The sequence below is a fragment of the Vibrio sp. Isolate22 genome, assembly GCF_022398115.1.
Lineage (GTDB): Bacteria > Pseudomonadota > Gammaproteobacteria > Enterobacterales > Vibrionaceae > Vibrio.
On sequence record NZ_JAKEUW010000003.1, the window covers coordinates 107903 to 130286 of the forward strand.

Consider the following 22384-nt stretch of genomic DNA (forward strand, 5'->3'; position numbering starts at 1 on the left):
TATAACGATTTGGATGGATTTTGAGCGGTTATTTGAGTTTAATGATGCACGCCTCGAATAAAGAGGTCAAACCACTTGCTAATAATCCTTTTAATAACAACCGACTAGCTGTTCTTTGTCCCTAAAACTAAAAAGAGCTTTCAGCATATACACTGAAAGCTCTCTAAATTATGACTAGCATCAATTCTAACCCTAATTGGTTAGCTAAATATGCTGTCACCCATTTGGTCGATGAACATTTGCGATTTCTTGAGCATCAATTCGTTGGCGTCTTCTTTGTTTGAAACAACGTCTGAACGAATAAAACGATGCGTTTTAAGTTCACCGTCAATTTCTTTCTCAATGCGCCCAGCAACACGGTATTGACCAGATTCAGCAATGGCATCTTGATAGATATTGAAACCCTTATATTCGACTGGCTCAATCTCTACTTTTTGTTCGGTTTTTTCTTTGCCACCAAATAATCTAGAAAAGAATCCCACGTTTTTTTACTCCTTCAATGATGGTACTACGACTAACCTATCACGACTGTTTAGGATCCAACAATGGCTTTTCATACCATTGCAATTCTACGTCTTCATCAAAATTGTGTTGACTAAATATGATCGGCATATTGTCGTTACGATCGCGTCTTCTATCGTCAATAATCATACTTTCTGCATTTTTGACCGCGATCTCACTATTTCTTTTGTACAGAACGAGTTTGTCTTCAGGTAACGCGGAAAGAAAATCAATATCGAACCGAATATAGATGGGTTTTAGCTGCCCTAGTGCTAAACATGCGAGATCAGCCAGTTGCTCGCTAGTATAACTAGACACATACTCTTCAGTGGCTAAAACTTGCCCCACCAGCGTTTCCATATAGTTATGTACATCCACACTAATTTGCATACTACACCTCCATTCGTAGTCCAATGTAATGTTCAAACTCAAATTATTGAGCGACATTGAGATAAGTGTTTTTAACCATAGAAAACACTTTAACGTTCATTTTTAACGCAAATATTACACCGTTTTATAACCCAATATACTGGGCACCAATTAACAAGCTCAGTTTTGTTAAGTATCTATAACGACTAATTAATTTCTCATATATACTGTGTAGTTCGTTCTGCGGTTAATAGCAACTCAAACACATATAAACATAGTTGCACCAAAAGCGACTTATGACCATGTTTTCGCTCTCAATTAAGCAAAATGCTTGGCAATCGCTTATATAACCGTATCCTACGTACAGTATTAATTAACAAGATCATCATTATAGTTAGGCTCACCACGTAAATGGCATCTTCTTTTGTAACGTCGAGCATGTTTCGATTTTGCTTCCCCTTATTTCTCCTAGCAATATTACTTGCAGGCATGAACAACGTCATACTGGTGACGGATTCAAACTTAGGGTTTGCTAGCAACCTGCCATACATTCTATTGAGTGTAGCCGTATTGCTGTGCCACACGTTCAGACAAGGGCGCATGGCGATGGTTTCTGTCACTATGCTTGTTGCCTATCTTGTTATACAAGTCCGCCTACAAACACCATTGAGCACGGGAACCACATTATTAGAGCTCTCTCTATTGGCCGCCTTAGTACCAGTTACTTGCTTGCTTGTGTATGCCTTCCCCGATACCGGTGTAAATTCCAAGTCAATGTTCTTATACACGCTCGTTTTAGTCCTATTTATGATATGGGCGCAGCTGATCGTTTCTCACTTCCATGCCGGAGGTTTTGAATCATGGAGTGAAGGACTACTGTTTACCGTTAGAGACTTTTCCAAACTGCCTTTTGTGTTGGTGTTGTACAGCCTTTGCTTAGTTGGCTTAACTGCGATTTTGGTGTTGGTTTACAATCGCTCTATTGATGTCGTTGTCTACAGTGCGATTTTGTTGGCTTCCAGTACCTTCATCTTTTTCGATGTTCAGTACATATCAAGTACCATGTTTTCGTTATCTGGCACCTTAATCATTATCTATGTGATGTCTGCTAGCCACGATATGGCATTCAACGACCAATTGACGAATATCCCCGGTCGACACGCGCTAGAAGTAGATATGAAGCATTTAGGGCGCAAGTATTCAATGGCAATGGTCGATATTGACCATTTTAAAAAATTCAACGATACCTATGGTCATGACATTGGTGATGATGTGTTGAAGCTTGTAGCCAGTATTTTGAAAGAGACCAGTGGCGGCGCTCGCGCTTATCGTTACGGTGGTGAAGAGTTCACAATCATTTTCAAAGGTAAGCATGCAGAACAAGTAGAAGAGCACCTACAAACACTTGTCTCTGAAGTACACAACTACGATATGACGATCCGTAATGCCAAAGAACGACCGGATAACCATGATGAAGGAATTAAAAAGCGTGGGAAAAACGGACAATCGGCTGAAGTTGTTAACGTCTCTGTGAGTATAGGGTTGGCAGACAGCACAACCACAAAACACCCTGAAGAAGTATTGAAGCTTGCCGATCAAGCATTGTACAAAGCCAAAAAGACAGGCCGCAACAAACTCTGTATTCGTAGCTAAAAAAACAAAGCCAAGCTCTATACGTGATTGGCTTTGTTTAATTGGATATTTAGTGCTTAATGCAGTGCGCTTTTTAAAGAGCAAGCAACTAGTCTTGGTTGAAGAACAGTACGAGACTACCGCCCTTTAAGCTACTCCCGTAATTGATCGTAAAACCGATACCTACATTGTCGACCCAGTCATTAAGCAGGTTGGGGTTCAACAACCAACCTACACTACCCTCATAATACGAGGTCGTTCCCATCGGTACGACGGTATCGCCACCAATATCAATTCTCTTGATACTTGAGTACATGGAAGTAATGTTCTTGTCCCAACGTACTAAGTCATAAAAAATCTTTGCTTCATTAGCAATATACCAACCTTCTGGGTGACCGATATCGCCACCATTGGCTTCTCCCCACCCCACACCATTAAAGTAATGCCAGCTGGTACTCAGTTTGTATTTACCCCAGTTATTCTTGTCTTCGTAGATCAATTTTATCTTGGGCTCAACGATATAAGCCCAAGCGTCAGTATTGAGATATACCCCTTCAAGTTGATCTACTATGGGTCTAGGTACGTTACCGCGGTATTCATAGTCATTCCGATAATATGATATGTGGTTACCAATCCCTGAATGAAAACTCCAATAATCATCAAGTTGGGTGACATTCGAGAACTCAACATATCCAGAAATGACTGTCTCTTTTTGAAAATCGGTCACAGATGTAGATGAATAATCAACTTCATTCTCTGTGCGCAACGCAGACAAACGAAGCGTCACCTCTTGATGGTTATCTTCAATAGTGGCAGGCAATTTGAAAGTATAAGGGAGACTGAGCGAAGCCATATTTTGTCTTCGGCTTACCGAGTCACTCGAACCAATATCCTCATTGTCCAAACGAAAGACTTCGTTGGGATCAAAATTATTGATACCAAAAGTGAACACGTCGGTGTCGTTAAGCAGCACGCTGGCTGCAAAATTTCGTTCAATCTCCTTCTGGATGAGATCAGATACCTCATTTGCAGAAGCAGTACCGGGACCGGATAAACAGAGAGCAGGGACAACCAGTGCCCAACATGAATTAGCCATAGAAAATGACTTTGATCGTGGCATGTCTTTAATCACTTAAAATACTTCCTAACTCAAGTGCTACTGGAAGTATAAATTCAAATTACCAAAAGAGCGCATCAGCTATCGTGAGTGCTCTAAAATATTACGCTGTATATAGGTGTTTCTGCCGCTTTGCTTAGCTTGATAGAGCGCTTGATCGACCTTTTCATAAATAGACGCTAACGATTCATCGCCACTAGGCACGAACGACAACACACCTTGTGACGCTGTCACTCTATCAGAGATATTCGAGTATTCATGTGCATAGTTCATGTCATAAAGCGCTTCTTTAATTCGAATCGCCTGCTGCTCAGCCGCATCGCTGTCAGTATCGCTGAGGATAAGCACAAACTCTTCACCACCGTAGCGGCCTACATACTCTCCAGCCCTTACAAACAGTACCTTCAAAGTATTGGCAAGGCCCTGTAGACACTTATCCCCTTGAATATGGCCGTAATTATCATTGTAAGGCTTAAAGAAGTCTACATCGAGAAGGATGACAGTCATGGATATATTACGTCTTCCATGCCACGCTATGCTCTCCTCAAGCTTAGTATCCATATATCGACGGTTATATAATTTGGTGAGGCCATCTTCGTTGGCTTGTTGTTGCAGAAGTATATTAAGTTCTTCGAGCTTGGCAGTACTTTGCTTTAATTCTCGCCTCATGTGCGCGATACGCTGCATGGCTATCAACTTTGAGTTAAGCACTACCTTGTTTACTGGTTTGATCAAATAATCATCCCCACCAGCATCAATGGCTTTAGCGATCATTTCAGGCTCTTCATGACCACTCAGAAAGATAATAGGCACCCATTCAGGGAAACGCTCACGGACCTCGTTAGCGACTTCAAATCCGTCCATATCAGGCATACTTATATCAAGTAATACAAGCTCAGGATCAAAACCAGAATAAACGTTTAGGGCTTCTTTACCACTACCGACAGCTTCAACAATATGACCCAGTTGCTTGAGTCGAATGGCAAGTTGCATTCTGTCTAGCTGAACATCATCAACTAGCAATATGCGCATCGAAGATCCCTTTTCTATCATCAGATCACCTTTATCTAGTGTTGAATATTCAAAGTAGCTCATTTTGGGGCTTAAATCATGCCCTAATCTCTATATTATATTGACTTTTTTACAGATCTTTTTAGCATTGTTTCTTTTTAAAGAGAAATACTATGTCAGACGCTACAAACACAGAACAACAAGAAATCGATTTAACCACAATCTCTCCAGAGCTTCGTCAAGTTATCGAATTTGATGAAGTGCCAAAAGAGATGCACTTTATGGTTACTTCTATTCATGAAGTGTCTGAAGAAGCAGTACGCGAAGCTTGGAACAGCCTTCCAGCAAGCGCGCAAAACGTTTTGGACAACTTCGAGCAATTCCACGCTCTAATCACTGTTAGCCAAGCTTTCGCTGGTGTAAACGTGATGGAAGAGTTCCCTACTCTTAAACTTCCAGAAGGCATGACTGACGAAGAGAAAGAAGAGTACCGTGCTCAATTGCTAGACCAAGTTCTTCACAACTGTGTGAAAGACATGGTTAAACAAATCAAGAAAGCTCGTCGTGATGCTATCTTGAAGCGTGATTTTAAAGAAGTTTTCACTAAGTAAGCTAGTCATCGACCTGTATTAGGTTGAAGGCAAACAGTGATAGTTATGAACAAGCCGCTTGTTGATTTAAACAAGCGGCTTTTCTATACCCGCTGCTTTTTCTAATATTTACTTATCTGTATTACCGTCACTACATCATCACGAGCTACTACTTCGCAAATAATATGACTTTGCACTCATACAGTGTGGATTAAAACCGAGGTTTATACCGTATAAAAATGACGCATGTTTCCATTCATGGAATCAAGATCGAGTTTTACAGTACCTTAAACTAAAAAATTCATAGTCAATTAGTGAGTAACCGCAATATCTCTCTGAGCAACACTCACCCCCTTAATTTGAGCGAATACATGTTGGCCTACTTTTAGATTCAGCTCATCCAACGCCCACAAAGTAATGGTTGCCCATAGATAACACCCAGATTCTAACTCTAACTCTACCGCGACACTTTGCTTGTTCGTACCTTGTTGGTGAGTCTCTACGCTTTTAATCGTTACGGGGAGAATATTACGTATTGACGTACCTTGAGGCTGTTCTAGCGTAATCGAGACATCATTTGCCCTGACCTGAAGCCTCACAGCTGCCCCAATATCACTCGACACCTTCTGAACCCAAAGTGACGTAGATTTTCCCAGTGTTAGTCGAGACAAGGCATAATCGTCGTTATGCTCCACCAGCTTCCCTTCGAATAATGAGCTTTGTTCAGAGAAAGATTGCCATGGCTGCATTGCACGTGACGCCCATACCTGTTCTGTCACACCAGATGATACGACCTTACCTTGATCGATAATCACTAAATGGTTAGCCAAGCGTAGAATCTCATTAAGACTATGAGTCACGTAAATAATGGGGATTTGAACCGTTTCAGATAGATTCTCCAGAAACGGCATCACTTCACGCTTGCGTGGTAAATCAAGAGATGCCAACGGCTCATCCATTAACAAAATACTTGGTTTAGACAAGAGAGCTCGACCAATCGCGACACGTTGTTTCTCACCACCCGACAAACGCGCCGGATAACGATCGAGCAACGAGTCTAATGAGAGCAGCGACACAATCTGATCAAAGTGCGCTTTATCTGTACCTTTAACACCGTATTTAAGGTTCGCCGATACCTTCATATGAGGGAACAGTCTTGATTCTTGAAATACATAGCCCACATTACGCTTGTGCGTCGGTAAATTAATGCCTCGCTCGCTATCAAATAGGGTTGTGCCAGAGACACTGATCAAACCTTTATCCGGCTGTTTAAGACCACTAATCGCGTTAATCAGAGACGTCTTACCCGCGCCTGAGCGACCAAAAATCGCCGTGATGCCACTGCTTGGAAGTTCTAAGTCGATATCAAAGAAAGTCTCACCAAGCTGTTGCTGGTATTTCAGGACTAACGCGCTCATGCGTTACCTCCTAGGCGTTGTGCCGACTTTCTGTTTAACCACTCAGACAGCATCAATGATCCCAAGGCAATCACAATAGAAATGACACACAAACGCGCAGCTTCCATTTCAGCTCCTGGAGTTTCGATGAAAGTGTACATAGCAAGAGGAATGGTTTGAGTTTCACCAGGGATATTGGAAACGAAGCTGATGGTCGCACCAAACTCGCCAAGGCTTCGCGCAAATGAAAGCATAGTTCCGGTAATGATTCCGGGGATCATCAAAGGCAAGGTGATGGTAAAGAAAACTCTGACAGGAGAAGCACCCAACGTAGCAGCCGCTTCTTCAAGCTTGCTATCAACCGTCTCTAAACTTAAACGGATTGAACGCACCATCAATGGTAAAGCGACGACGACACATGCCAGAGCCGCGCCTTTCCAACTAAAGCTGAATACAATACCAAACACATCGTTAAGCCATGCTCCTATCAGTCCTTGCCTACCCATCATCACAAGTAGCAAATAGCCTATAACCACGGGAGGAAGCACTAAAGGGAGATGAACGATGCTTTCAACAATGCTTTTGCCCACAAACTGCTTTTTCGCTAGCAGCCACGCTAAACCAATCCCGATTGGGATAAGCCACAAGATGGCAAAGCCAGCCACTTTCAAGCTAAGCATTAAAGCTTGGTATTCGTATTCCGATAGATACATCATTTAACGCACTTCAAAACCAAAACTATTCAAAATGTCCTTCGCTTTCTCACTAGTAAGGAAAGTATAGAAGTCTTGTGCGACAGCTTGGTCACTCATCTTCGCTACAGGGTAACGTATTGGTGTATGCAGCTCCGCCGGGAATGTCGATACGAGATTCACTTCTTTAGACAACAGTGCATCGGTTTTGTAAACAATGCCGAGCTTAGCTTCACTGCGTTCTACCAAAGCCAATGCCATACGAACGTTATTACTTGGTGCTAAACGAGTCTTGACGTCATCCCAAACAGCCAGTTTTTCTAGTGCTTCTTTAGCATAGATACCAGCAGGCACCGACATAGTGTTGCCAACCGCAAGCCTTTCATTATTAAGAAGTTCAGACCACTGCTCACCTTTTGAAATATCAAATGAAATTGGATCTTCCTTAGGAGAGATTAGCACAAGCTCGTTCTCACATAAGTTTGTGACATTGTCACTAGAAACATAGTCTCGATCGACAAGATGAGTCATCCACTTTTCATTTGCCGAGATAAATATGTCAGCTGGAGCACCTCTTTCGATCTGTCGTACCAATGAAGATGTGCTGGCATAGACAGGAATAACATCAACAGAATGGTTTTTCTCAAACTCTTCAACTAACAGATTAACCGCATTGGTCATAGACGATGCCGCATAAACACGTAGTTTCTCGGCAGCCAAAGCATGAGCAGAACTCAATGAGGTGGTTAACGCTACCGCTAAAAGAGTGACTAGTTTTTTCATTGCTCTCACTTTTCTGTTGTTCTTTTAATTTCTTGACCAGTTTGTTTCAGCTCAGGCCAAAGCAAGTCAAGATTTAAGTGCGCTTCGATGGCGTCCGCGATTCTATTAATACCCAACTCTTTCAGTTGTTCGTGGTCAATCGCTGCTACTTCGTTGGCACCGGCCCACTCACAAATCAGTGACAACGCATTACTGTTATCCAATACACCGTGCAAGTAAGTGCCAAATATTGAGTTATCTGAGTTTATCGCGCCATCAAGGCTGCCAGATTCTAACTGAACCGGTAATGCCATTTCATTGACATCAGTCCTACCTACGTGAATTTCATACCCTTTAACTGGTGCCGACTTTCCATTTAAGTTTAACGTGCCAAACACGTTCGTTAACGTTTTCTGCTGCGTTAACGTGGTTTCAACATCAAGGTACCCTAACCCTTCACTGCTGCCAGGTTCACCTTCCACACCATCAGGGTCGTGGATAAGATTACCAAGCATCTGATAGCCACCACATATCCCCATCACTTTGCCACCTAAACGCAGGTGACGTTGAATATCTTTGTCCCAGCCTTGTTGCTTCAAGTAGTCTAAATCGGCTCTTACAGACTTAGTGCCAGGTAAAATAATCAAATCAGCGTTGTTTAAACGCTCGCCTTTACCCACGTAGCGAAGATCAATAGAAGGATTCAGCCTTAACGCATCGAAGTCAGTATGGTTGCTGATCCGAGTCAGGACCGGTACCACGACCTTTAGCTTGGCCTCTCCATCTGACTCTTGAGCTGAAGTAATGGCATCTTCAGCTTCTAAATTGAAACCATGCAAATATGGCAACACACCAATCACAGGCTTGCCTGTTTTCTCTTCCAACCAATCAAGGCCGGACTGAAGCAGAGCGATATCGCCTCTGAAACGGTTAATCACGAACCCTTTTACACGAGCTTGTTCAGATTCAGATAACAGAGCTAATGTGCCATACAAGTGCGCAAATACGCCTCCGCGGTCGATATCAGCCACAATGATCACCGGGATGTCTGCCTTTTCAGCAAACCCCATGTTCGCGATGTCATTCTCACGAAGGTTAATTTCAGCAGGACTTCCGGCACCTTCAATCATCACGCTATCGTATTCTTCTAAAAGTCGATCAAATGAATCAATAACCGTATTCATCGCAACTTTCTTGTAATCATGGTAGCCCGTAGCCTCCATATTACTTAACGCACGGCCTTGTAGAATCACTTGAGCACCGGTGTCTGAGTTGGGTTTAAGCAATACAGGGTTCATGTGAACCGAAGGTTCGATATTACATGCTTGAGCCTGAACAGCTTGAGCGCGGCCGATTTCCCCACCGTCTTTAGTCACTGCACTGTTCAAAGCCATATTCTGTGGCTTGAATGGTGCCACCTTAATTCCCTTCCTGGCCAAAACACGGCATAAACCTGCCACCAATACACTTTTTCCGGCATCTGATGTGGTTCCTTGAACCATAAGGGCGTTTAATGGTGCTCGCATTCGTACTTAAATCCTTAATTTCTCAGCCCGCAGGCAATACTTCTCTTTCACCATCTTAACGTCATTGACGACTAGATGCTCAATAAAATGAATGGAAAATGAATGTGTTACTCACTCTAGATTCAAACCGAGTGTTGTTTAATAGCCTCATCGAAACAAAACGTTTCAACTAACAAACAACATTAAGGGATTCACCATGAAAAAAACTGTATTAGCTATCGCAACCACTATTATCCTTGCTCCAACTTTCGCAATGGCTGGTGACCACAAAGACAATAAGCACGAGAGCTCTATTGCTTACACAGGACCTATTGAAACTGTTTCTGTTGCGACACTACTTGCAGACACAAGCATGTTTTCTGAGCAAGACGCAATTGTAGACGGCAAGATTGTTCGCCAGCTTAAGAACGATACCTTCATCTTCTCTGATGGTCAGAGCGAGATTCAAATCGAACTGGATGACGATATCCGCCTAGCACAGCCACTAACAGCAGATACAAAAGTACGTATCTTTGGCGAGTATGAAGGTGGCAAAACACCTGAAATCGAGGTTGACCACATCCAAGTCCTATAAGCGACACAGATAAAACTAACGACTTCAAATAAATTGGCCTGCATATTGCAGGCTTTTTTGTATTATACTGCCGCAAATACAATTTATATGGAGTCACCATGCTAGGTTGCACTAAAAAGACTGTCCTTTTAGGACTAGCTGCACTGTGTTCTTTCTCTGCGTCTGCAAACAACTTTAACTACAACACATTCGAGCTGCGCATGGGTACCAGCCCTAGTACCTTCGGTGGTGAAGTAACAACCATGTTTACTCAGAATTCACACTTTGTTGCCCGTATCGATTCAGAATTCGAAAGTGATTGGGATGCAGCTGTGGGTATGGGATTTAATGGCCCTATTAGCCAATTCGCCGATGTGACCGGGCAAATGCTTCTGCACAACATTGAACGTAATGACGACAACCATATCAAAACTGAAATTAACCTAGGTTTAAGAGCTTGGTTAATGGCAAACGTTGAAGTCAACGCACGCCTTGGTCAACTGATTGACAATGACGACACTCGCTCAATCGTAGGTGTTGGTGCTCGTTTCCATTCAACAGATCAACTTTCTGTAGGTTTGGACATGCGTAATAACGGTACTTACGGCCATCAGTTCTTAATGTCAGCTCGATTCGGTTTCTAAACCTTTAAAAGCATTGACCAAAACAACTAAACTAATTTCAAAGCCGACTTCCTAAAGTCGGCTTTGTTCATTATATAAATCAGTTAATTACAACATTTTCACTATCCCAAGCCATCGAAAATTTTGCTCAGCACACTTGAATAACGTCCATCGATCTATTCAATTTACTAGACTGCCAATTACCTGTTTTAGTTACTTTTTATATTAGCAATGTATTAATAAAAGCTAATTGATAAAACAACTTTACGATAGTACGTCGTACTGATACTCTCTCCAAAAAATTAATAGAGTGAAGTACCGTAAATGGGTGTTAAGAGCATTTCAATCAAGAACAAACTTACATTAATATTTGTTGTGATTATTTTCGCAATGACGATGATCCAAACTTATATTACTGGCAAACAACTGTTAAATGAGACTTACCGCTCTATTCAACAGTACTCTTCCACACTGACCGATGCGAATGTCGCAGGTATTGAAAAGTGGATTGAAGGACGTATCAATGTCGTAAACGCAGCGAAAAATGCGTTCAAATACACAGACAACCCATCCACCTATTTCACGCAAAGTACTAACGCAGGCCGATTCCAAATTGCTTACGCTGGTCTTTCCGATGGTCGTTTCCTACAAGGCGTTGATTTACCTGTACCTGAAGGCTACGACCCTCGAACTCGAGATTGGTACAAAGTACCTATGTCTACTGGCAAAACGGTCGTAACAGAACCTTATGTAGACGTGGCAACCAATGACCTAGTTGTGACCATTGCAAGCCCATTCAACACGAGTGGGTACTCAGGTGTCATCGGCGCAGATCTTAACCTAAACACTTTGATCAACGACGTGGTAAGTATTGAACAACCTGGTGTTTACGCATTCCTTGTAGATGGCAGCGGCAAGATTGTTGCTCATAGAGACCGCAATCTTACACTTAAATCGGTTGCTAATGTTTCACCAAATCTTTCAGCGAACAAGATCAAATCACTTTCTCAAGATCCAGGCTTCGAAGAAATCAGCATCGATGGCGCAGAGTCCCTACTTTCAGCGAAGAAAGTTCCTCATACCGATTGGTACTTCACTGTCGTAATCGATAAAACCCTATCATTTGCCTCTTACCGCTCTTTACTGCGTCAATCGGCTATCTTTGGCCTGATTCAGCTTGCCGTTATTGCATTCGTGGCAATGTTTATCATCAAAAAGGCACTAGCTCCGCTAACAACGCTCAGCTCGGCAATGGAAGCTCTATCTAAAGGCGATGGTGACCTAACACAGCGTATCTCGGTAAACAGCAAAGACGAGATCGGCACACTGGCACATCACGTCAATGCCTTCATAGCCAAACTACAAGAAATTGTTCGTGATATCGCAGACTCTTCTAGCCAGTTAAACGAGCAATCTGAAGTCAGTACCAATGTTGCACGCCAAACGAGCGATGGCTTAACGGTTCAATTGCACGAGATCTCGCAGATCGCGACTGCAGTACATGAAATGTCGGCAACGGCAGAAGAAGTGGCAAACAACGCACAAATGACGGCAGATTCAGCAATCAGCTCTACTGAGAACTGCGAACAAGGCAAGCAAGTGATTATCCGTAACCAAGATTCAATCACTAACCTTGCACAACAGGTAGAAAACGCGTCGGGCATTATTCAAGAGCTTGAAAAGAATGCATTAGACATTAATGCGATCCTCTCGACGATCTCAGATATTGCAGAGCAAACTAACCTACTTGCGCTTAATGCAGCGATAGAAGCGGCACGTGCCGGTGAACAAGGTCGTGGCTTCGCGGTTGTTGCCGATGAGGTTCGAGTACTGTCTCAACGAACTCACAGCTCAACCGATGAGATTCGAGAAATGATCGAGACTCTTCAGAAAAACAGCGTGAGTGCTGTTGAGTCGATGCAACGTAGCCAAGATTTGGCTCAATCCAGTGTGGATGATGCCAATAATGCGACAACGGCACTTGAAGAGATCGCTTCATCTATCCAGCAAATTTCAGATATGGCGTCACATATATCAAATGCAGCATCTGAGCAAAGAACCGTGACTGGCGAGGTAAGCAAAAACATCCAATTGGTTAATGATGTGTCAGACAAGATGTCGACAGAAGCGGACAACTCACGTCACCTTTCTGAAGAGCTTCGTGGAATCGCTCAACAACTGAATTCTCAAGTTCAACTATTCAAGTACTAACAACGTCTTGGAGTTTTTGTTCTTCTAAGAAAAAGCCCCGACCACAACCGTGCTCGGGGCTTTCTACATCTAGTGATGGACCATTAATGTCAGTCCAGCACCTAAACAATCACGTTGGCGACGATTACAGCTTAACCATCAACATCTTTTTCTGATGATCCAAGTACTCTTCATAGGTACCTTGGAAACTCACTAGTTGCTGGTCTTTCACATCAATAATGTGTGTCGCAAGTGAAGATACAAACTCTCGGTCGTGACTCACGAAGATAAGCGTACCCGGGTAAACCTTAAGCGCATCGTTGAGCGCTTGGATCGCTTCCATATCCATGTGGTTCGTTGGTTCGTCCATCACAAGCACGTTAATGTCTTGCATCATTAACTTGCCAAATAACAGGCGGTTCTTTTCTCCACCAGAACAGTTACGCGCTTTCTTGTTTGCATCGTCAGCAGTAAACAATAGGCGACCAAGAATCCCACGTACCATTAAGTCATCATGCTTCGCTGTACGCCACTGTGAGATCCAATCGAAAATGCTCAGGTCGTTATCAAAGTCTGCACTGCTATCTTGTGGGCAGTAACCAACGGATGCGTTTTCAGACCATTTTACGATGCCTTGGTTTTGCTCAAGTTCACCGACTAAACAACGTAGTAAGGTAGTTTTACCCACACCGTTCTCACCAATAACCGCAAGGCGTGTACCCGCTTCAAGTAACAAGTTACCACCAGCAAATAACGTTTCACCTTCGAAACCGTGGCCTAGCTCTTGAAGTTCGAGCGCTTGGCGGTGCAGCTTCTTACCTTCGCCGAAGTTAATCGACGGGCTCATGCGGCTCGAAGACTTCACTTCATCAAGAGTGATCTTTTCCATCTTCTTAGCACGAGAACTAGCTTGCTTCGCTTTCGATGCGTTGGCACCAAAACGGTTCACGAAATCCTGAAGTTCATTGATTTCGGCTGTCTTCTTCGCATTAGAAGCCAGAAGTTGCTCACGACGCAAACCTGATGCTTCTAGGAAGTACTCATAGTTACCTGGGTAGATACGCAGTTCACCGTAGTCAATGTCCGCCATGTGCGTACATACTGAGTTCAGGAAGTGCCTATCGTGCGAAATGATGATCATTGTACATTTACGCTGGTTTAGCTCTTCAGCAAGCCAGTTGATGGTGTGAATGTCCAAGTTGTTGGTTGGTTCATCAAGTAACAGAATATCTGGATTCGCGAACAGCGCTTGTGCCAAAAGCACACGCAGTTTCCAACCCGGCGCAACTTGCTGCATCAGGCCAAAGTGTAGCTCTTCTTCGATACCCGCTTGGATAAGAATATCGCCAGCACGGCTTTCTGCTGTATAGCCATCCATTTCAGCGAATTCGCTTTCAAGTTCTGCCACTTTCATCCCATCTTCTTCGCTCATTTCAGGCAAAGAGTAAATGCGGTCACGCTCTTGTTTTACTTCCCATAACTTTCTGTCGCCCATGATCACAACGTCAATTACGCTGTACTGTTCAAAAGCAAACTGATCTTGGCTCAACACACCCAGTTTTTCCCCAGGCGTAATAGAAACGTTGCCTGAGCTCGGCGCTAGCGCACCACTTAGGATTTTCATGAACGTCGATTTGCCGCAACCATTGGCGCCAATCAGACCATAGCGATTGCCGTTACCAAATTTAGCAGAGATGTTTTCAAACAAAGGCTCTGCGCCAAATTGCATTGTGATGTTCGCGGTAGATATCAAAGAAGTAATTCCTAAGCGTGTACTGGATAGATAATTATTAGGTTGTCGGATAAACCTAAATAAGGACTACGAAAGTATGGGTTAAACGAAAATGAAGCGCGGATTATATAGAGATCAGGATCACATTGTCGAGGCTAAACAGTGAACGGATGACGTACAGAGCAGAATTATCGGTATTTACCCCAATTACGGTCGAAAAAACGAAAAAATCCCCGCTAATTCAATTAGCAGGGATTCGATTATTAGAAAGTTAACGTGTCAGAAGAGCTCTGAAACTATTTAGTCACTTTCTTCTGAACGTACTTCTTGCTTACGTCGACAACCGCAACATCTCTAAAGAAGCTTCTTCCCAGCAGAAGTGGAAAAGAAAGGTGCGTTCGGTCCGCTAGAGTAAATTCCGTTTTGTCCTTTAGATCACCAATTTGGATCGAAGCAACTACCACAGCACGACGTTGTGTGCCTTCTGCACTTGATTGCTTGATCTTAACCCAACGTTCTACAGGTAGGCTGATCTCTTCTGTTGTGATGCCATCGTGCTCGATTTTGAACTTAACCCAATCTTTACCGTCACGTTCAAAATCTACGATATCAACAGCGCTGATTGAAGATGTCGTCGCACCGGTATCTACACGCGCTTTAAATGCCTCTTTCAAGCCAGGAACAAATACCCACTCTTCTTCACCAAGGATCAGTTTACCGTCACTGGTTTTCGTTGGTTTTGCCGCCGGTTTTTCTTCAGGCTTTGGTTTCGCTTCTGGTTCAGTTGGTTTTACTTCTTCAGGCTTCTCTGTAGGTTCCGTTACTTTGTCGCCTTCAGTTGCGTCTGTCTTAGAAGAATCGTCAACAACTGGTTGTTCGATCTGAGGCTTTTGCTCTGGTTCAACCGGTACTTGAGTCGTGGTTGTACAAGCAAACAAGCCGCCACTTAACATTAGGGTTACAATCGCTTTCCAATTATACATTCAGTCACCTTCTATTATTTTGATACGTTGGCTATCGCTTTCGCTACATAAGGAATATGGGATTCAGAAAGACCTGCAATATTGATGCGTCCATCACCAACACCGTAGATGCCATATTCTTCACGTAATTGATTCATTTGAGTTTCTTTAAAGCCTAGTACAGTAAACATACCTTTATGACTTTCAATGAAATCAAATTGTGACGTGTTATAAGTATTTCGCAATTCATCACATAAACTTTGGCGCAGATTTAACAAACGTTGCTGCATTTCACTCAACTCTTGCTTCCAAATCGTTGTTAGCTCTTGATTCTGAAGAATTGTTTTTACCAACGCCGCACCGTGATCTGGCGGCATAGTGTAAGTTGAGCGAGCAAGCGTCAGTAACTTACCTTTCGCATTGCCAACATGTTCGCTGTTTTTACCAATCACAATCGCAGCGCCCGTTCTTTCACGGTACAAGCCGAAGTTCTTTGAGCAAGAGGTAGTAATTAACATCTCTTCCACGTTGTTCGCCATGTGTTGAAGACCTTTTGCATCTTCTTCTAGGCCGTCACCAAAGCCTTGGTAAGCAATATCAACGAACGGTAAGAAACCATTTTTCTGCGACAATTTCGTGATTTCCTGCCACGCTTCAAAGTCGATATCAGCACCCGTTGGGTTATGACAGCAACCGTGCAGTAGTACCACGTCTGATGGACCCGCTTTCGATAGGTCATCTAACATTCTTGCAGTATCCACTTGCTTCGTTTCAGGACTGAAGTAATTGTAGTATCGAACTTTTAAGCCTGCCGCTTCCATCACAGGTTTGTGGTTCACATAGCTTGGGTTTGAAATCCAAACTGTCGTGTCTGGTTGAGAAACTTTCATCAAGTCACCCAACATTCTAAGTGCACCACTTGCACCCGGTGTTTGAATCGCAGCAACGCGATCCATTGCAGAAGTCCCTTTAAGCAGCAAATCAACCATGCTTTGGTTAAACTCTTCACAGCCCGCTAGGCCAACGTAAGCTTTCGTTTTCTGTGTTTCAACAACGATATCTTGAGCCATAGATACGGCTTTCATGATAGGAGTTTCGCCTTGGTCGTTTTTATAAACGCCAATGCCTAAATCGACTTTGTCAGTGCGAGTATCGCCGCGGTAAGCAACAGAAAGAGATAGAATTGGATCTAAAGTTGGTTTTGGTAGATGTGAAAACATGAAAGTCACAACCCTTTGAAATTCAAGTAATGAACTTCACGTTAACATTATCGTAGTCAAATCAGAAACATTTTTTAAGAGAAGCGCTGAGTTCACAGAAGTAATCAGAGATTGGTCATTTTACCGGAGAGATTCGTGCAAAAGTCAAGCAATCATTAGTGTTTTCACTAATAAAAGTGAGCGTAGCTAAAAATCAGTTCCCAATTGTGGCGCCACGTTTGAATTGCCTTGGTGTCATTCCCGACCATGCTTTAAACCGAGTACTGAAATTTGCCGCATTCGGATACCCAACGATCTCTCCGATGTGTTGAATAGACCAGTCGCTCGATTTCAATAAACGCGCCGCGTACTCCATTCTCATTCGCATGATATGTGTCATCGGACTATGAGAGTAATAACGCTGGCACAAGCGATGGAAATGAGGCTCCGAACAAGGAAACAAATTTGCTAATTCATGTACGTTCCATTCTTTGTGAAGCTGCTTTTGAACATTGTCGAATACGCGCCTCAAACGGACCAGATTTCGTGATTGGTGGTTAGGAACAGGTGCATTAATCAAAAACTCTATCTGTGCCACACTGTGATTGGCGATAGCACCACCTAAATCAATCGGCAAAGCAATGCTTCTCAACAGAGTATGTATGCAAGATGAGACAACTTCTGCCGCAGGCGAGAGCGTATAACTGATTTCATCACTGACGATATTCTCCCAGTGTTTATCCGGCGATAGAAAGATCCACGCTATCTGCCATGTTTCTTCTTCAATACCAAAGCCATTCTCTATACCAGATGGGAGAGTAATACAGGATCCCGGCTCTAGAATGTAACGGCACCCTCCACTCTCTAACCAACCTTTCCCTCTAACAGTGAACAACAACATGTGTTTCTGTTGACTCTTTCTATATACCGAGAAGAATTCGCGGCACGACGCTGTACCACACTGAACGATACCTAGCTCTTCGAATGCCAGAACATGGCTTTGATCGACAAACTCTTGATGTGTCTTTTCAGAGATCTCGTATCGTTCTTGCTTTTCGCTGATTCCGCTGCCAGCTCATTTAAGTGACCAAACCATAAAATTAGATAGTTTGACAAAAGTTTGTGATGAGTATGAACAATACAGTGAAATTAAATGCCGATACACTTCTTGCATATTAACGACAAGGGAAATGCGATGCTCTCTACATATCGTCATTTAGACAAAGATTTTTGGCAAAAGCTACTGCACATCGGTTTACCTGTGTCATTACAAACTATGCTGTTCTCACTGCTCGGCGTAGTTGATATTTTCATGGTCAATCAACTTGGTGATGCAGCAACGGCAGCGGTGGGCGTTGGCAACCGCATATTCTTCTTTAATTTGATTATGGTGTCTGGGATTAGTGGTGCAGTAAGCGTGCTAGCTTCGCAATATTTCGGAGCGGGTGACTTTAACGGCATCCGACGTGTGTTGGCGCAATCATGGGCACTGTCTATTTTGGCCATCATCCCTTTTGTTTTGATTTATACATTGGTTCCTGAATCAGTCGTGTCTGTAGTGGCCTCAGACCCTGATTACATCCGCTTGGCAACGGATTACCTTTGGATAACAGGAGCCAGCCTTATTGGTACCGCGATTGTAGTGCCACTAGAAAGCGCACTACGATCGGTTGGTGAAGCGAAATTACCCACAAAAATCAGTATTTGGGCAATCATCGTCAATGCAATTCTAAATGCACTGCTTATCTTCGGATTGTTTGGTTCCCCAGAGCTAGGTGTGGTTGGCGCAGCGATCGGCACTACGGTTTCACGATGCTTTCAAACTGTCGCGCTGGTAGTAATGGCAAGAAAACACTATTCACATTTGTTCCCTACAATCGGCAGTTTGCGCGATGCCATCTTGCCTAAGCACAGAAAGAAGTACTTCAAGATCGCGATTCCTATGCTAGTTCACGATACGGCGTGGGCGGGTGGAATACTGATTTACAATGTCATTGTTGGACAGATTGGCGTTGGCGAGCTTGCGATCATCTCGTTGTTATCGCCAGTAGAAAGTATCTTAATTTCGGCTTTCTTAGGTTTTGCCGTTGCCGCCTCGATCATCCTTGGTAATGAGATTGGTGCTAAGAACTATCAACGGGTTGAAAATACCGCTTGGGGCTATGTGCTTGTGAGTTGTGCGCTTGCTACTTTGCTAGCACTGCTGTGTTTTATCGCCAAACCCGCCATTGTGCAATTGATCGATTTAACGCATCTGGAACTCAAAGATACAGCGGTTAATGTCACGTTGGTGATGGCGGCTGGCATGATACTACGAGTCTTCAATATGGTTGGCATAGGAGGCGTATTGAAAAGCGGTGGTGACATCAATTACAGCATCTTTATCGACATATTTGGTCAGTGGGCAATTGGTATTCCCCTCGCCTATTTCACTGCTTTAGTACTTGGCTGGTCTTTAGAATGGGTGTTGATGATTGTGTTGCTGGAGGAGCTAGCGAAGATCGCATTAACTAGCCAACGAATCCACTCTAAGAAATGGATAAACAACCTCATAGAAGAGCCGGACCAACTGGCCGCCTAAATACTGACTTGAACTACTAGAACAAACGAAAAGAACTCACACCCAAGGGCTGATTGATTGCATTGCGCTAACCATGATGCCCTTTTTCGTTCACAAACCTACGAAGTGACGACAACCTCAGATATCAGTGAATCGATGGATAATTTGGTTTGAACTACCACGCCAATCCAGCATTGGGTCTGCTTTATCTTGTTCGAAACGCCCATCAATTAAGGTATCAACGTATTCCAGCACTTGCTTCTGATTCTCATCCAATTCATCAAGTTCATAGCCAGTCCACATCCAGATATCTTTGCCTTCGCACTCTGCTTTTACACGCTTAACCAACTTCAGTATTTCAGAAACGTTCGCAGGATGTAGAGGATCACCACCAGAAAGTGATAAACCACGGCGCTTGATTCTCGGATCATTGAGATCGGCAATAATGTGGTCTTGTAGCTCTTGAGTGAACAAATGCCCAGAGTCCAACCTTTGCGTCGACTGGTTATAACATCCACGGCACTGGTGTACACAACCCGACACAAACAAAGTGCAGCGTGTGCCTGGGCCATTTACGACGTCGATTGGATGATATTGATGATAATTCATAAGGCAGTATTGAAAACTCGTGATGGCTTAATGGGTTACTTAAAATGTAGCGAGTAGTGAAACCAATAAATTGGTATCGACATTAAGCCGATACCAATCTTGTTTCGTGAAACGTAGATCTTCTTAAGCAAGCTAGCTAACGATCTAAATGCTCACTAAAGGTGTTTCACTCGACGTTTAACTTCTTCTTGCTTACCGAAGTTAAATGGTCGTGCATCTGGGCTACCAAGGTAACCGCAAACACGGCGTGTTACTGATACTTTAGTTGAGTCATGGTTGCCACACTTAGGACAAGTAAAGCCCTTACTCGTACAATCGAACTCACCGTTGTAACCACACTCGTAACACTCATCAATCGGCGTGTTGGTACCGTAGTAAGGAACACGTGTGTAGCTGTAATCCCATACGTTTTCTAGTGCTTCGATGTTTTTCTGCATGTTAGGGAATTCACCGTAACAGATGAAACCACCACTAGAAATTTCTGGATAAGGCATCTCGAAATCAATCTTATCGTATGGGTTCACTTTCTTCTGCACGTCTAAGTGGAAGCTGTTTGTGTAGTAGCCACGGTCTGTTACGCCATCAATCACACCAAACTCTTTGGTATCGATGCTGCAGAAACGGCTACATAGGTTTTCACTTGGTGTGCCGTAAAGGCTGAACGCATAACCTGTCTCTTTCGTCCAAGATTCCACTTCACGCTTCATGTACTCCACTAGCTCAAGCGCTTTAGCACGCATTTCGCCATCGTCGTACAAATGAACTTCAGTGCCGTAAAGTGCAGTCATCGCTTCATGGATACCAATGTAACCAAGAGAAACAGAAGCACGGCCGTTCTTGAAGATATCTGCAATTGAATCATCAGCTTTCAAGCGAACACCACATGCACCTTCCATATATAGGATTGGAGCAACACGTGCCTTCACATTTTCTAGACGAGAAATACGAGTTTCTAATGCGCGACGAGCAAGCTTTAGTTTTTCATCAAGCAACTCGTAGAACTTAGCCATATCTTGTTTTGCGTTGATCGCAATACGTGGCAAGTTCAAGCTCACAACACCTAAGTTGTTACGACCTTCATGGATAAGTTCGCCATTTTCTTCGTATGTATTCAAGAAGCTACGGCAACCCATAGGTGTTTTGAATGACCCTGTCACTTCTACTACCTTGTCGTAGTTAAGAATGTCTGGGTACATACGTTTAGACGCACACTCAAGTGCCAGTTGCTTGATATCGTAGTTTGGATCTTGTGGCTGGTGGTTCAAACCATCTTTGATAGCAAAGACTAGTTTAGGGAACACGGCTGTTTTACGGTTCTTACCTAAACCTGCAATGCGATTCTTCAAGATAGATTGCTGAATCAGTTTCGAGCCCCAGCTTTCACCTAAACCAAAACCAAACGTAACGAATGGCGTTTGACCATTAGCGGTGTGCAGTGTGTTTACTTCGTACTCTAAAGATTGGAATGCGTCGTAACACTCTTTTTCAGTGCGAGAAATAGCAAACGCTTCTGGGCTGTGAATGTCCCACTCTTTCGCTAACGATAGATGCTTCTCGTAACTTGCCATCACATAAGGTTCTAAAACCTCGTCGATGCGGTTGATCGTTGTGCCGCCGTAAATATGGCTCGCAACTTGTGCGATGATCTGCGCAGTTACTGCCGTTGCGGTAGAGATAGACTTAGGCGTATCGATTTCTGCGTTACCCATCTTGAAGCCATGCGTTAACATGCCTTTCAAGTCGATAAGCATACAGTTAAACATCGGGAAGAACGGTGCGTAGTCTAAATCGTGGTAGTGAATGTCACCACACTCGTGAGCATGTACGATGTCACGTGGCAAAATGTGAGTTTTTGCATAGTGTTTAGCCACGATACCCGCTAGCAGGTCACGCTGAGTTGGGATTACTTTGCCATCTTTGTTCGCGTTTTCGTTGATTAGATCAACGTTGCTTTCTTCGATCAAACCTTCGATTTCACGAGTTAACGCACTTTGCTTCTCACGTGCAATATCGCGATCATGACGATATTCGATGTATGCACGTGCTAGAGACTTATATGGTCCCTGCATTAGCTCGTTCTCGACCATGGTTTGAATTTCAGAGATATGAACTTCATCGTAGTCTTCGAGCTTCAACTCAACTGCTAATGCCACATTCAATGCATAAATAGCAATTTCCTTATCGGTTTTGTCTGATGCTGCTTCCACTGCAGCCTGGATGCGATCTCTACTGAATGGAGCTCTTGAGCCATCACGCTTGATTACGATTGATTTCACCACTTCTCCTTACTCTTGAGGTATTCACAGACTTATCCACAAACACACTATATAGAGCGATTTACCGTTAAACTAACACAAGA

Annotated in this window: 20 protein-coding genes; 6 read left to right on the forward strand and 14 right to left on the reverse strand. The window is 43.3% G+C overall.

From position 1 onward, the window contains the following. Positions 1-200: 200 nt before the first annotated feature. Both L1D55_RS03325 and L1D55_RS03330 read right to left on the reverse strand, forming a co-directional pair. On the reverse strand, positions 201-482 hold the full coding sequence (locus L1D55_RS03325) for an HlyU family transcriptional regulator (RefSeq protein ID WP_004739144.1): 282 nt from the start codon (positions 480-482) through the stop codon (positions 201-203). 40 nt (positions 483-522) lie between these two features. Beyond that, complete coding sequence (locus L1D55_RS03330) at positions 523-891, reverse strand: late competence development ComFB family protein (protein WP_105023500.1); 369 nt, start codon at positions 889-891, stop codon at positions 523-525. A gap of 390 nt (positions 892-1281) precedes the next feature. Between L1D55_RS03330 and L1D55_RS03335 the strand changes: the two genes are divergently transcribed. Beyond that, positions 1282-2523 (forward strand): GGDEF domain-containing protein, encoded by a 1242-nt coding sequence (locus L1D55_RS03335; protein WP_239916512.1) that lies wholly within the window; start codon positions 1282-1284, stop codon positions 2521-2523. A gap of 88 nt (positions 2524-2611) precedes the next feature. On the opposite strand, the gene L1D55_RS03340 is transcribed toward L1D55_RS03335, so the two are convergent. Both L1D55_RS03340 and L1D55_RS03345 read right to left on the reverse strand, forming a co-directional pair. Further along, positions 2612-3622, reverse strand: a complete 1011-nt coding sequence (locus L1D55_RS03340; RefSeq protein WP_239916587.1) for a Solitary outer membrane autotransporter beta-barrel domain — start codon at positions 3620-3622, stop codon at positions 2612-2614. Between the two features lie 78 nt (positions 3623-3700). After that, the gene (locus L1D55_RS03345; RefSeq protein ID WP_128165245.1) at positions 3701-4651 is read right to left on the reverse strand and encodes a diguanylate cyclase; all 951 of its coding nucleotides are present in this window, start codon (positions 4649-4651) and stop codon (positions 3701-3703) included. Between the two features lie 152 nt (positions 4652-4803). On the opposite strand from L1D55_RS03345, the gene L1D55_RS03350 reads away from it, so the two are divergent. Continuing rightward, positions 4804-5241 carry a DUF3069 domain-containing protein gene (locus tag L1D55_RS03350; protein WP_128164338.1) on the forward strand — a complete coding sequence of 146 codons (438 nt, stop codon included), beginning with the start codon at positions 4804-4806 and terminating at the stop codon, positions 5239-5241. 290 nt (positions 5242-5531) lie between these two features. On the opposite strand, the gene modC is transcribed toward L1D55_RS03350, so the two are convergent. From modC to L1D55_RS03370, 4 genes are read right to left on the reverse strand one after another with little or no spacing between them, the layout of a single operon-like run. Further along, the gene (gene modC / locus L1D55_RS03355; RefSeq protein WP_239916513.1) at positions 5532-6638 is read right to left on the reverse strand and encodes a molybdenum ABC transporter ATP-binding protein ModC; all 1107 of its coding nucleotides are present in this window, start codon (positions 6636-6638) and stop codon (positions 5532-5534) included. Further along, the gene (modB, locus tag L1D55_RS03360; RefSeq protein WP_105023504.1) at positions 6635-7333 is read right to left on the reverse strand and encodes a molybdate ABC transporter permease subunit; all 699 of its coding nucleotides are present in this window, start codon (positions 7331-7333) and stop codon (positions 6635-6637) included. The genes modC and modB overlap by 4 nt, the downstream gene beginning before the upstream one ends. After that, entirely contained in the window at positions 7334-8092 is a 759-nt protein-coding gene (gene modA, locus L1D55_RS03365) for a molybdate ABC transporter substrate-binding protein (protein ID WP_239916514.1), read from the reverse strand. A 5-nt stretch (positions 8093-8097) separates the two neighbouring features. Then, the gene (locus L1D55_RS03370; RefSeq protein ID WP_239916515.1) at positions 8098-9597 is read right to left on the reverse strand and encodes a cobyric acid synthase; all 1500 of its coding nucleotides are present in this window, start codon (positions 9595-9597) and stop codon (positions 8098-8100) included. Positions 9598-9793: 196 nt separating this feature from the next. On the opposite strand from L1D55_RS03370, the gene L1D55_RS03375 reads away from it, so the two are divergent. The 3 genes from L1D55_RS03375 to L1D55_RS03385 all read left to right on the forward strand — a co-directional run bounded on the left by L1D55_RS03375 (position 9794) and on the right by L1D55_RS03385 (position 12984). Further along, positions 9794-10171 (forward strand): NirD/YgiW/YdeI family stress tolerance protein, encoded by a 378-nt coding sequence (locus L1D55_RS03375; protein ID WP_105023507.1) that lies wholly within the window; start codon positions 9794-9796, stop codon positions 10169-10171. 98 nt (positions 10172-10269) lie between these two features. Beyond that, entirely contained in the window at positions 10270-10794 is a 525-nt protein-coding gene (locus L1D55_RS03380; protein ID WP_171368604.1) for a hypothetical protein, read from the forward strand. A gap of 303 nt (positions 10795-11097) precedes the next feature. Next, complete coding sequence (locus L1D55_RS03385; protein WP_239916516.1) at positions 11098-12984, forward strand: methyl-accepting chemotaxis protein; 1887 nt, start codon at positions 11098-11100, stop codon at positions 12982-12984. 124 nt (positions 12985-13108) lie between these two features. Here the strand turns inward: L1D55_RS03385 and L1D55_RS03390 are convergent, their stop codons facing one another. From L1D55_RS03390 to L1D55_RS03405, 4 genes are all read right to left on the reverse strand, one after another. Continuing rightward, positions 13109-14716 carry an ABC-F family ATPase gene (locus tag L1D55_RS03390; protein ID WP_275665231.1) on the reverse strand — a complete coding sequence of 536 codons (1608 nt, stop codon included), beginning with the start codon at positions 14714-14716 and terminating at the stop codon, positions 13109-13111. Positions 14717-14991: 275 nt separating this feature from the next. Then, entirely contained in the window at positions 14992-15678 is a 687-nt protein-coding gene (locus L1D55_RS03395) for a RimK/LysX family protein (RefSeq protein ID WP_239916517.1), read from the reverse strand. Positions 15679-15692: 14 nt separating this feature from the next. After that, the gene (locus L1D55_RS03400) at positions 15693-16877 is read right to left on the reverse strand and encodes an amino acid aminotransferase (RefSeq protein WP_102426178.1); all 1185 of its coding nucleotides are present in this window, start codon (positions 16875-16877) and stop codon (positions 15693-15695) included. Positions 16878-17070: 193 nt separating this feature from the next. Continuing rightward, positions 17071-17919: an AraC family transcriptional regulator gene (locus L1D55_RS03405; protein WP_239916589.1), complete on the reverse strand. Its 849-nt coding sequence runs from the start codon at positions 17917-17919 to the stop codon at positions 17071-17073. Between the two features lie 90 nt (positions 17920-18009). Here L1D55_RS03405 and L1D55_RS03410 point away from each other — a divergent pair, with 90 nt between their 5' ends. Continuing rightward, on the forward strand, positions 18010-19437 hold the full coding sequence (locus L1D55_RS03410) for an MATE family efflux transporter (RefSeq protein WP_239916518.1): 1428 nt from the start codon (positions 18010-18012) through the stop codon (positions 19435-19437). A gap of 117 nt (positions 19438-19554) precedes the next feature. Here the strand turns inward: L1D55_RS03410 and nrdG are convergent, their stop codons facing one another. Beyond that, entirely contained in the window at positions 19555-20025 is a 471-nt protein-coding gene (gene nrdG / locus L1D55_RS03415) for an anaerobic ribonucleoside-triphosphate reductase-activating protein (protein ID WP_171368610.1), read from the reverse strand. A 155-nt stretch (positions 20026-20180) separates the two neighbouring features. Next, positions 20181-22301 carry an anaerobic ribonucleoside-triphosphate reductase gene (nrdD, locus tag L1D55_RS03420; protein WP_171368611.1) on the reverse strand — a complete coding sequence of 707 codons (2121 nt, stop codon included), beginning with the start codon at positions 22299-22301 and terminating at the stop codon, positions 20181-20183. Between the last annotated feature and the right edge of the window lie 83 nt (positions 22302-22384).

What these genes read in the sequence shown, in the direction of transcription:
- L1D55_RS03410 (WP_239916518.1), top strand. Translation starts at nt 18,010, where the DNA reads ATGCCGATACACTTCTTGCATATTAACGACAAGGGAAATGCGATGCTC.
- modA (WP_239916514.1), bottom strand. Translation starts at nt 8,092, where the DNA reads ATGAAAAAACTAGTCACTCTTTTAGCGGTAGCGTTAACCACCTCATTG.
- L1D55_RS03340 (WP_239916587.1), bottom strand. Translation starts at nt 3,622, where the DNA reads ATGCCACGATCAAAGTCATTTTCTATGGCTAATTCATGTTGGGCACTG.
- L1D55_RS03375 (WP_105023507.1), top strand. Translation starts at nt 9,794, where the DNA reads ATGAAAAAAACTGTATTAGCTATCGCAACCACTATTATCCTTGCTCCA.
- L1D55_RS03395 (WP_239916517.1), bottom strand. Translation starts at nt 15,678, where the DNA reads ATGTATAATTGGAAAGCGATTGTAACCCTAATGTTAAGTGGCGGCTTG.
- L1D55_RS03345 (WP_128165245.1), bottom strand. Translation starts at nt 4,651, where the DNA reads ATGCGCATATTGCTAGTTGATGATGTTCAGCTAGACAGAATGCAACTT.
- L1D55_RS03335 (WP_239916512.1), top strand. Translation starts at nt 1,282, where the DNA reads ATGGCATCTTCTTTTGTAACGTCGAGCATGTTTCGATTTTGCTTCCCC.
- L1D55_RS03330 (WP_105023500.1), bottom strand. Translation starts at nt 891, where the DNA reads ATGCAAATTAGTGTGGATGTACATAACTATATGGAAACGCTGGTGGGG.
- modB (WP_105023504.1), bottom strand. Translation starts at nt 7,333, where the DNA reads ATGATGTATCTATCGGAATACGAATACCAAGCTTTAATGCTTAGCTTG.
- L1D55_RS03370 (WP_239916515.1), bottom strand. Translation starts at nt 9,597, where the DNA reads ATGCGAGCACCATTAAACGCCCTTATGGTTCAAGGAACCACATCAGAT.
- L1D55_RS03385 (WP_239916516.1), top strand. Translation starts at nt 11,098, where the DNA reads ATGGGTGTTAAGAGCATTTCAATCAAGAACAAACTTACATTAATATTT.
- L1D55_RS03350 (WP_128164338.1), top strand. Translation starts at nt 4,804, where the DNA reads ATGTCAGACGCTACAAACACAGAACAACAAGAAATCGATTTAACCACA.
- modC (WP_239916513.1), bottom strand. Translation starts at nt 6,638, where the DNA reads ATGAGCGCGTTAGTCCTGAAATACCAGCAACAGCTTGGTGAGACTTTC.
- L1D55_RS03380 (WP_171368604.1), top strand. Translation starts at nt 10,270, where the DNA reads ATGCTAGGTTGCACTAAAAAGACTGTCCTTTTAGGACTAGCTGCACTG.
- L1D55_RS03400 (WP_102426178.1), bottom strand. Translation starts at nt 16,877, where the DNA reads ATGTTTTCACATCTACCAAAACCAACTTTAGATCCAATTCTATCTCTT.
- nrdG (WP_171368610.1), bottom strand. Translation starts at nt 20,025, where the DNA reads ATGAATTATCATCAATATCATCCAATCGACGTCGTAAATGGCCCAGGC.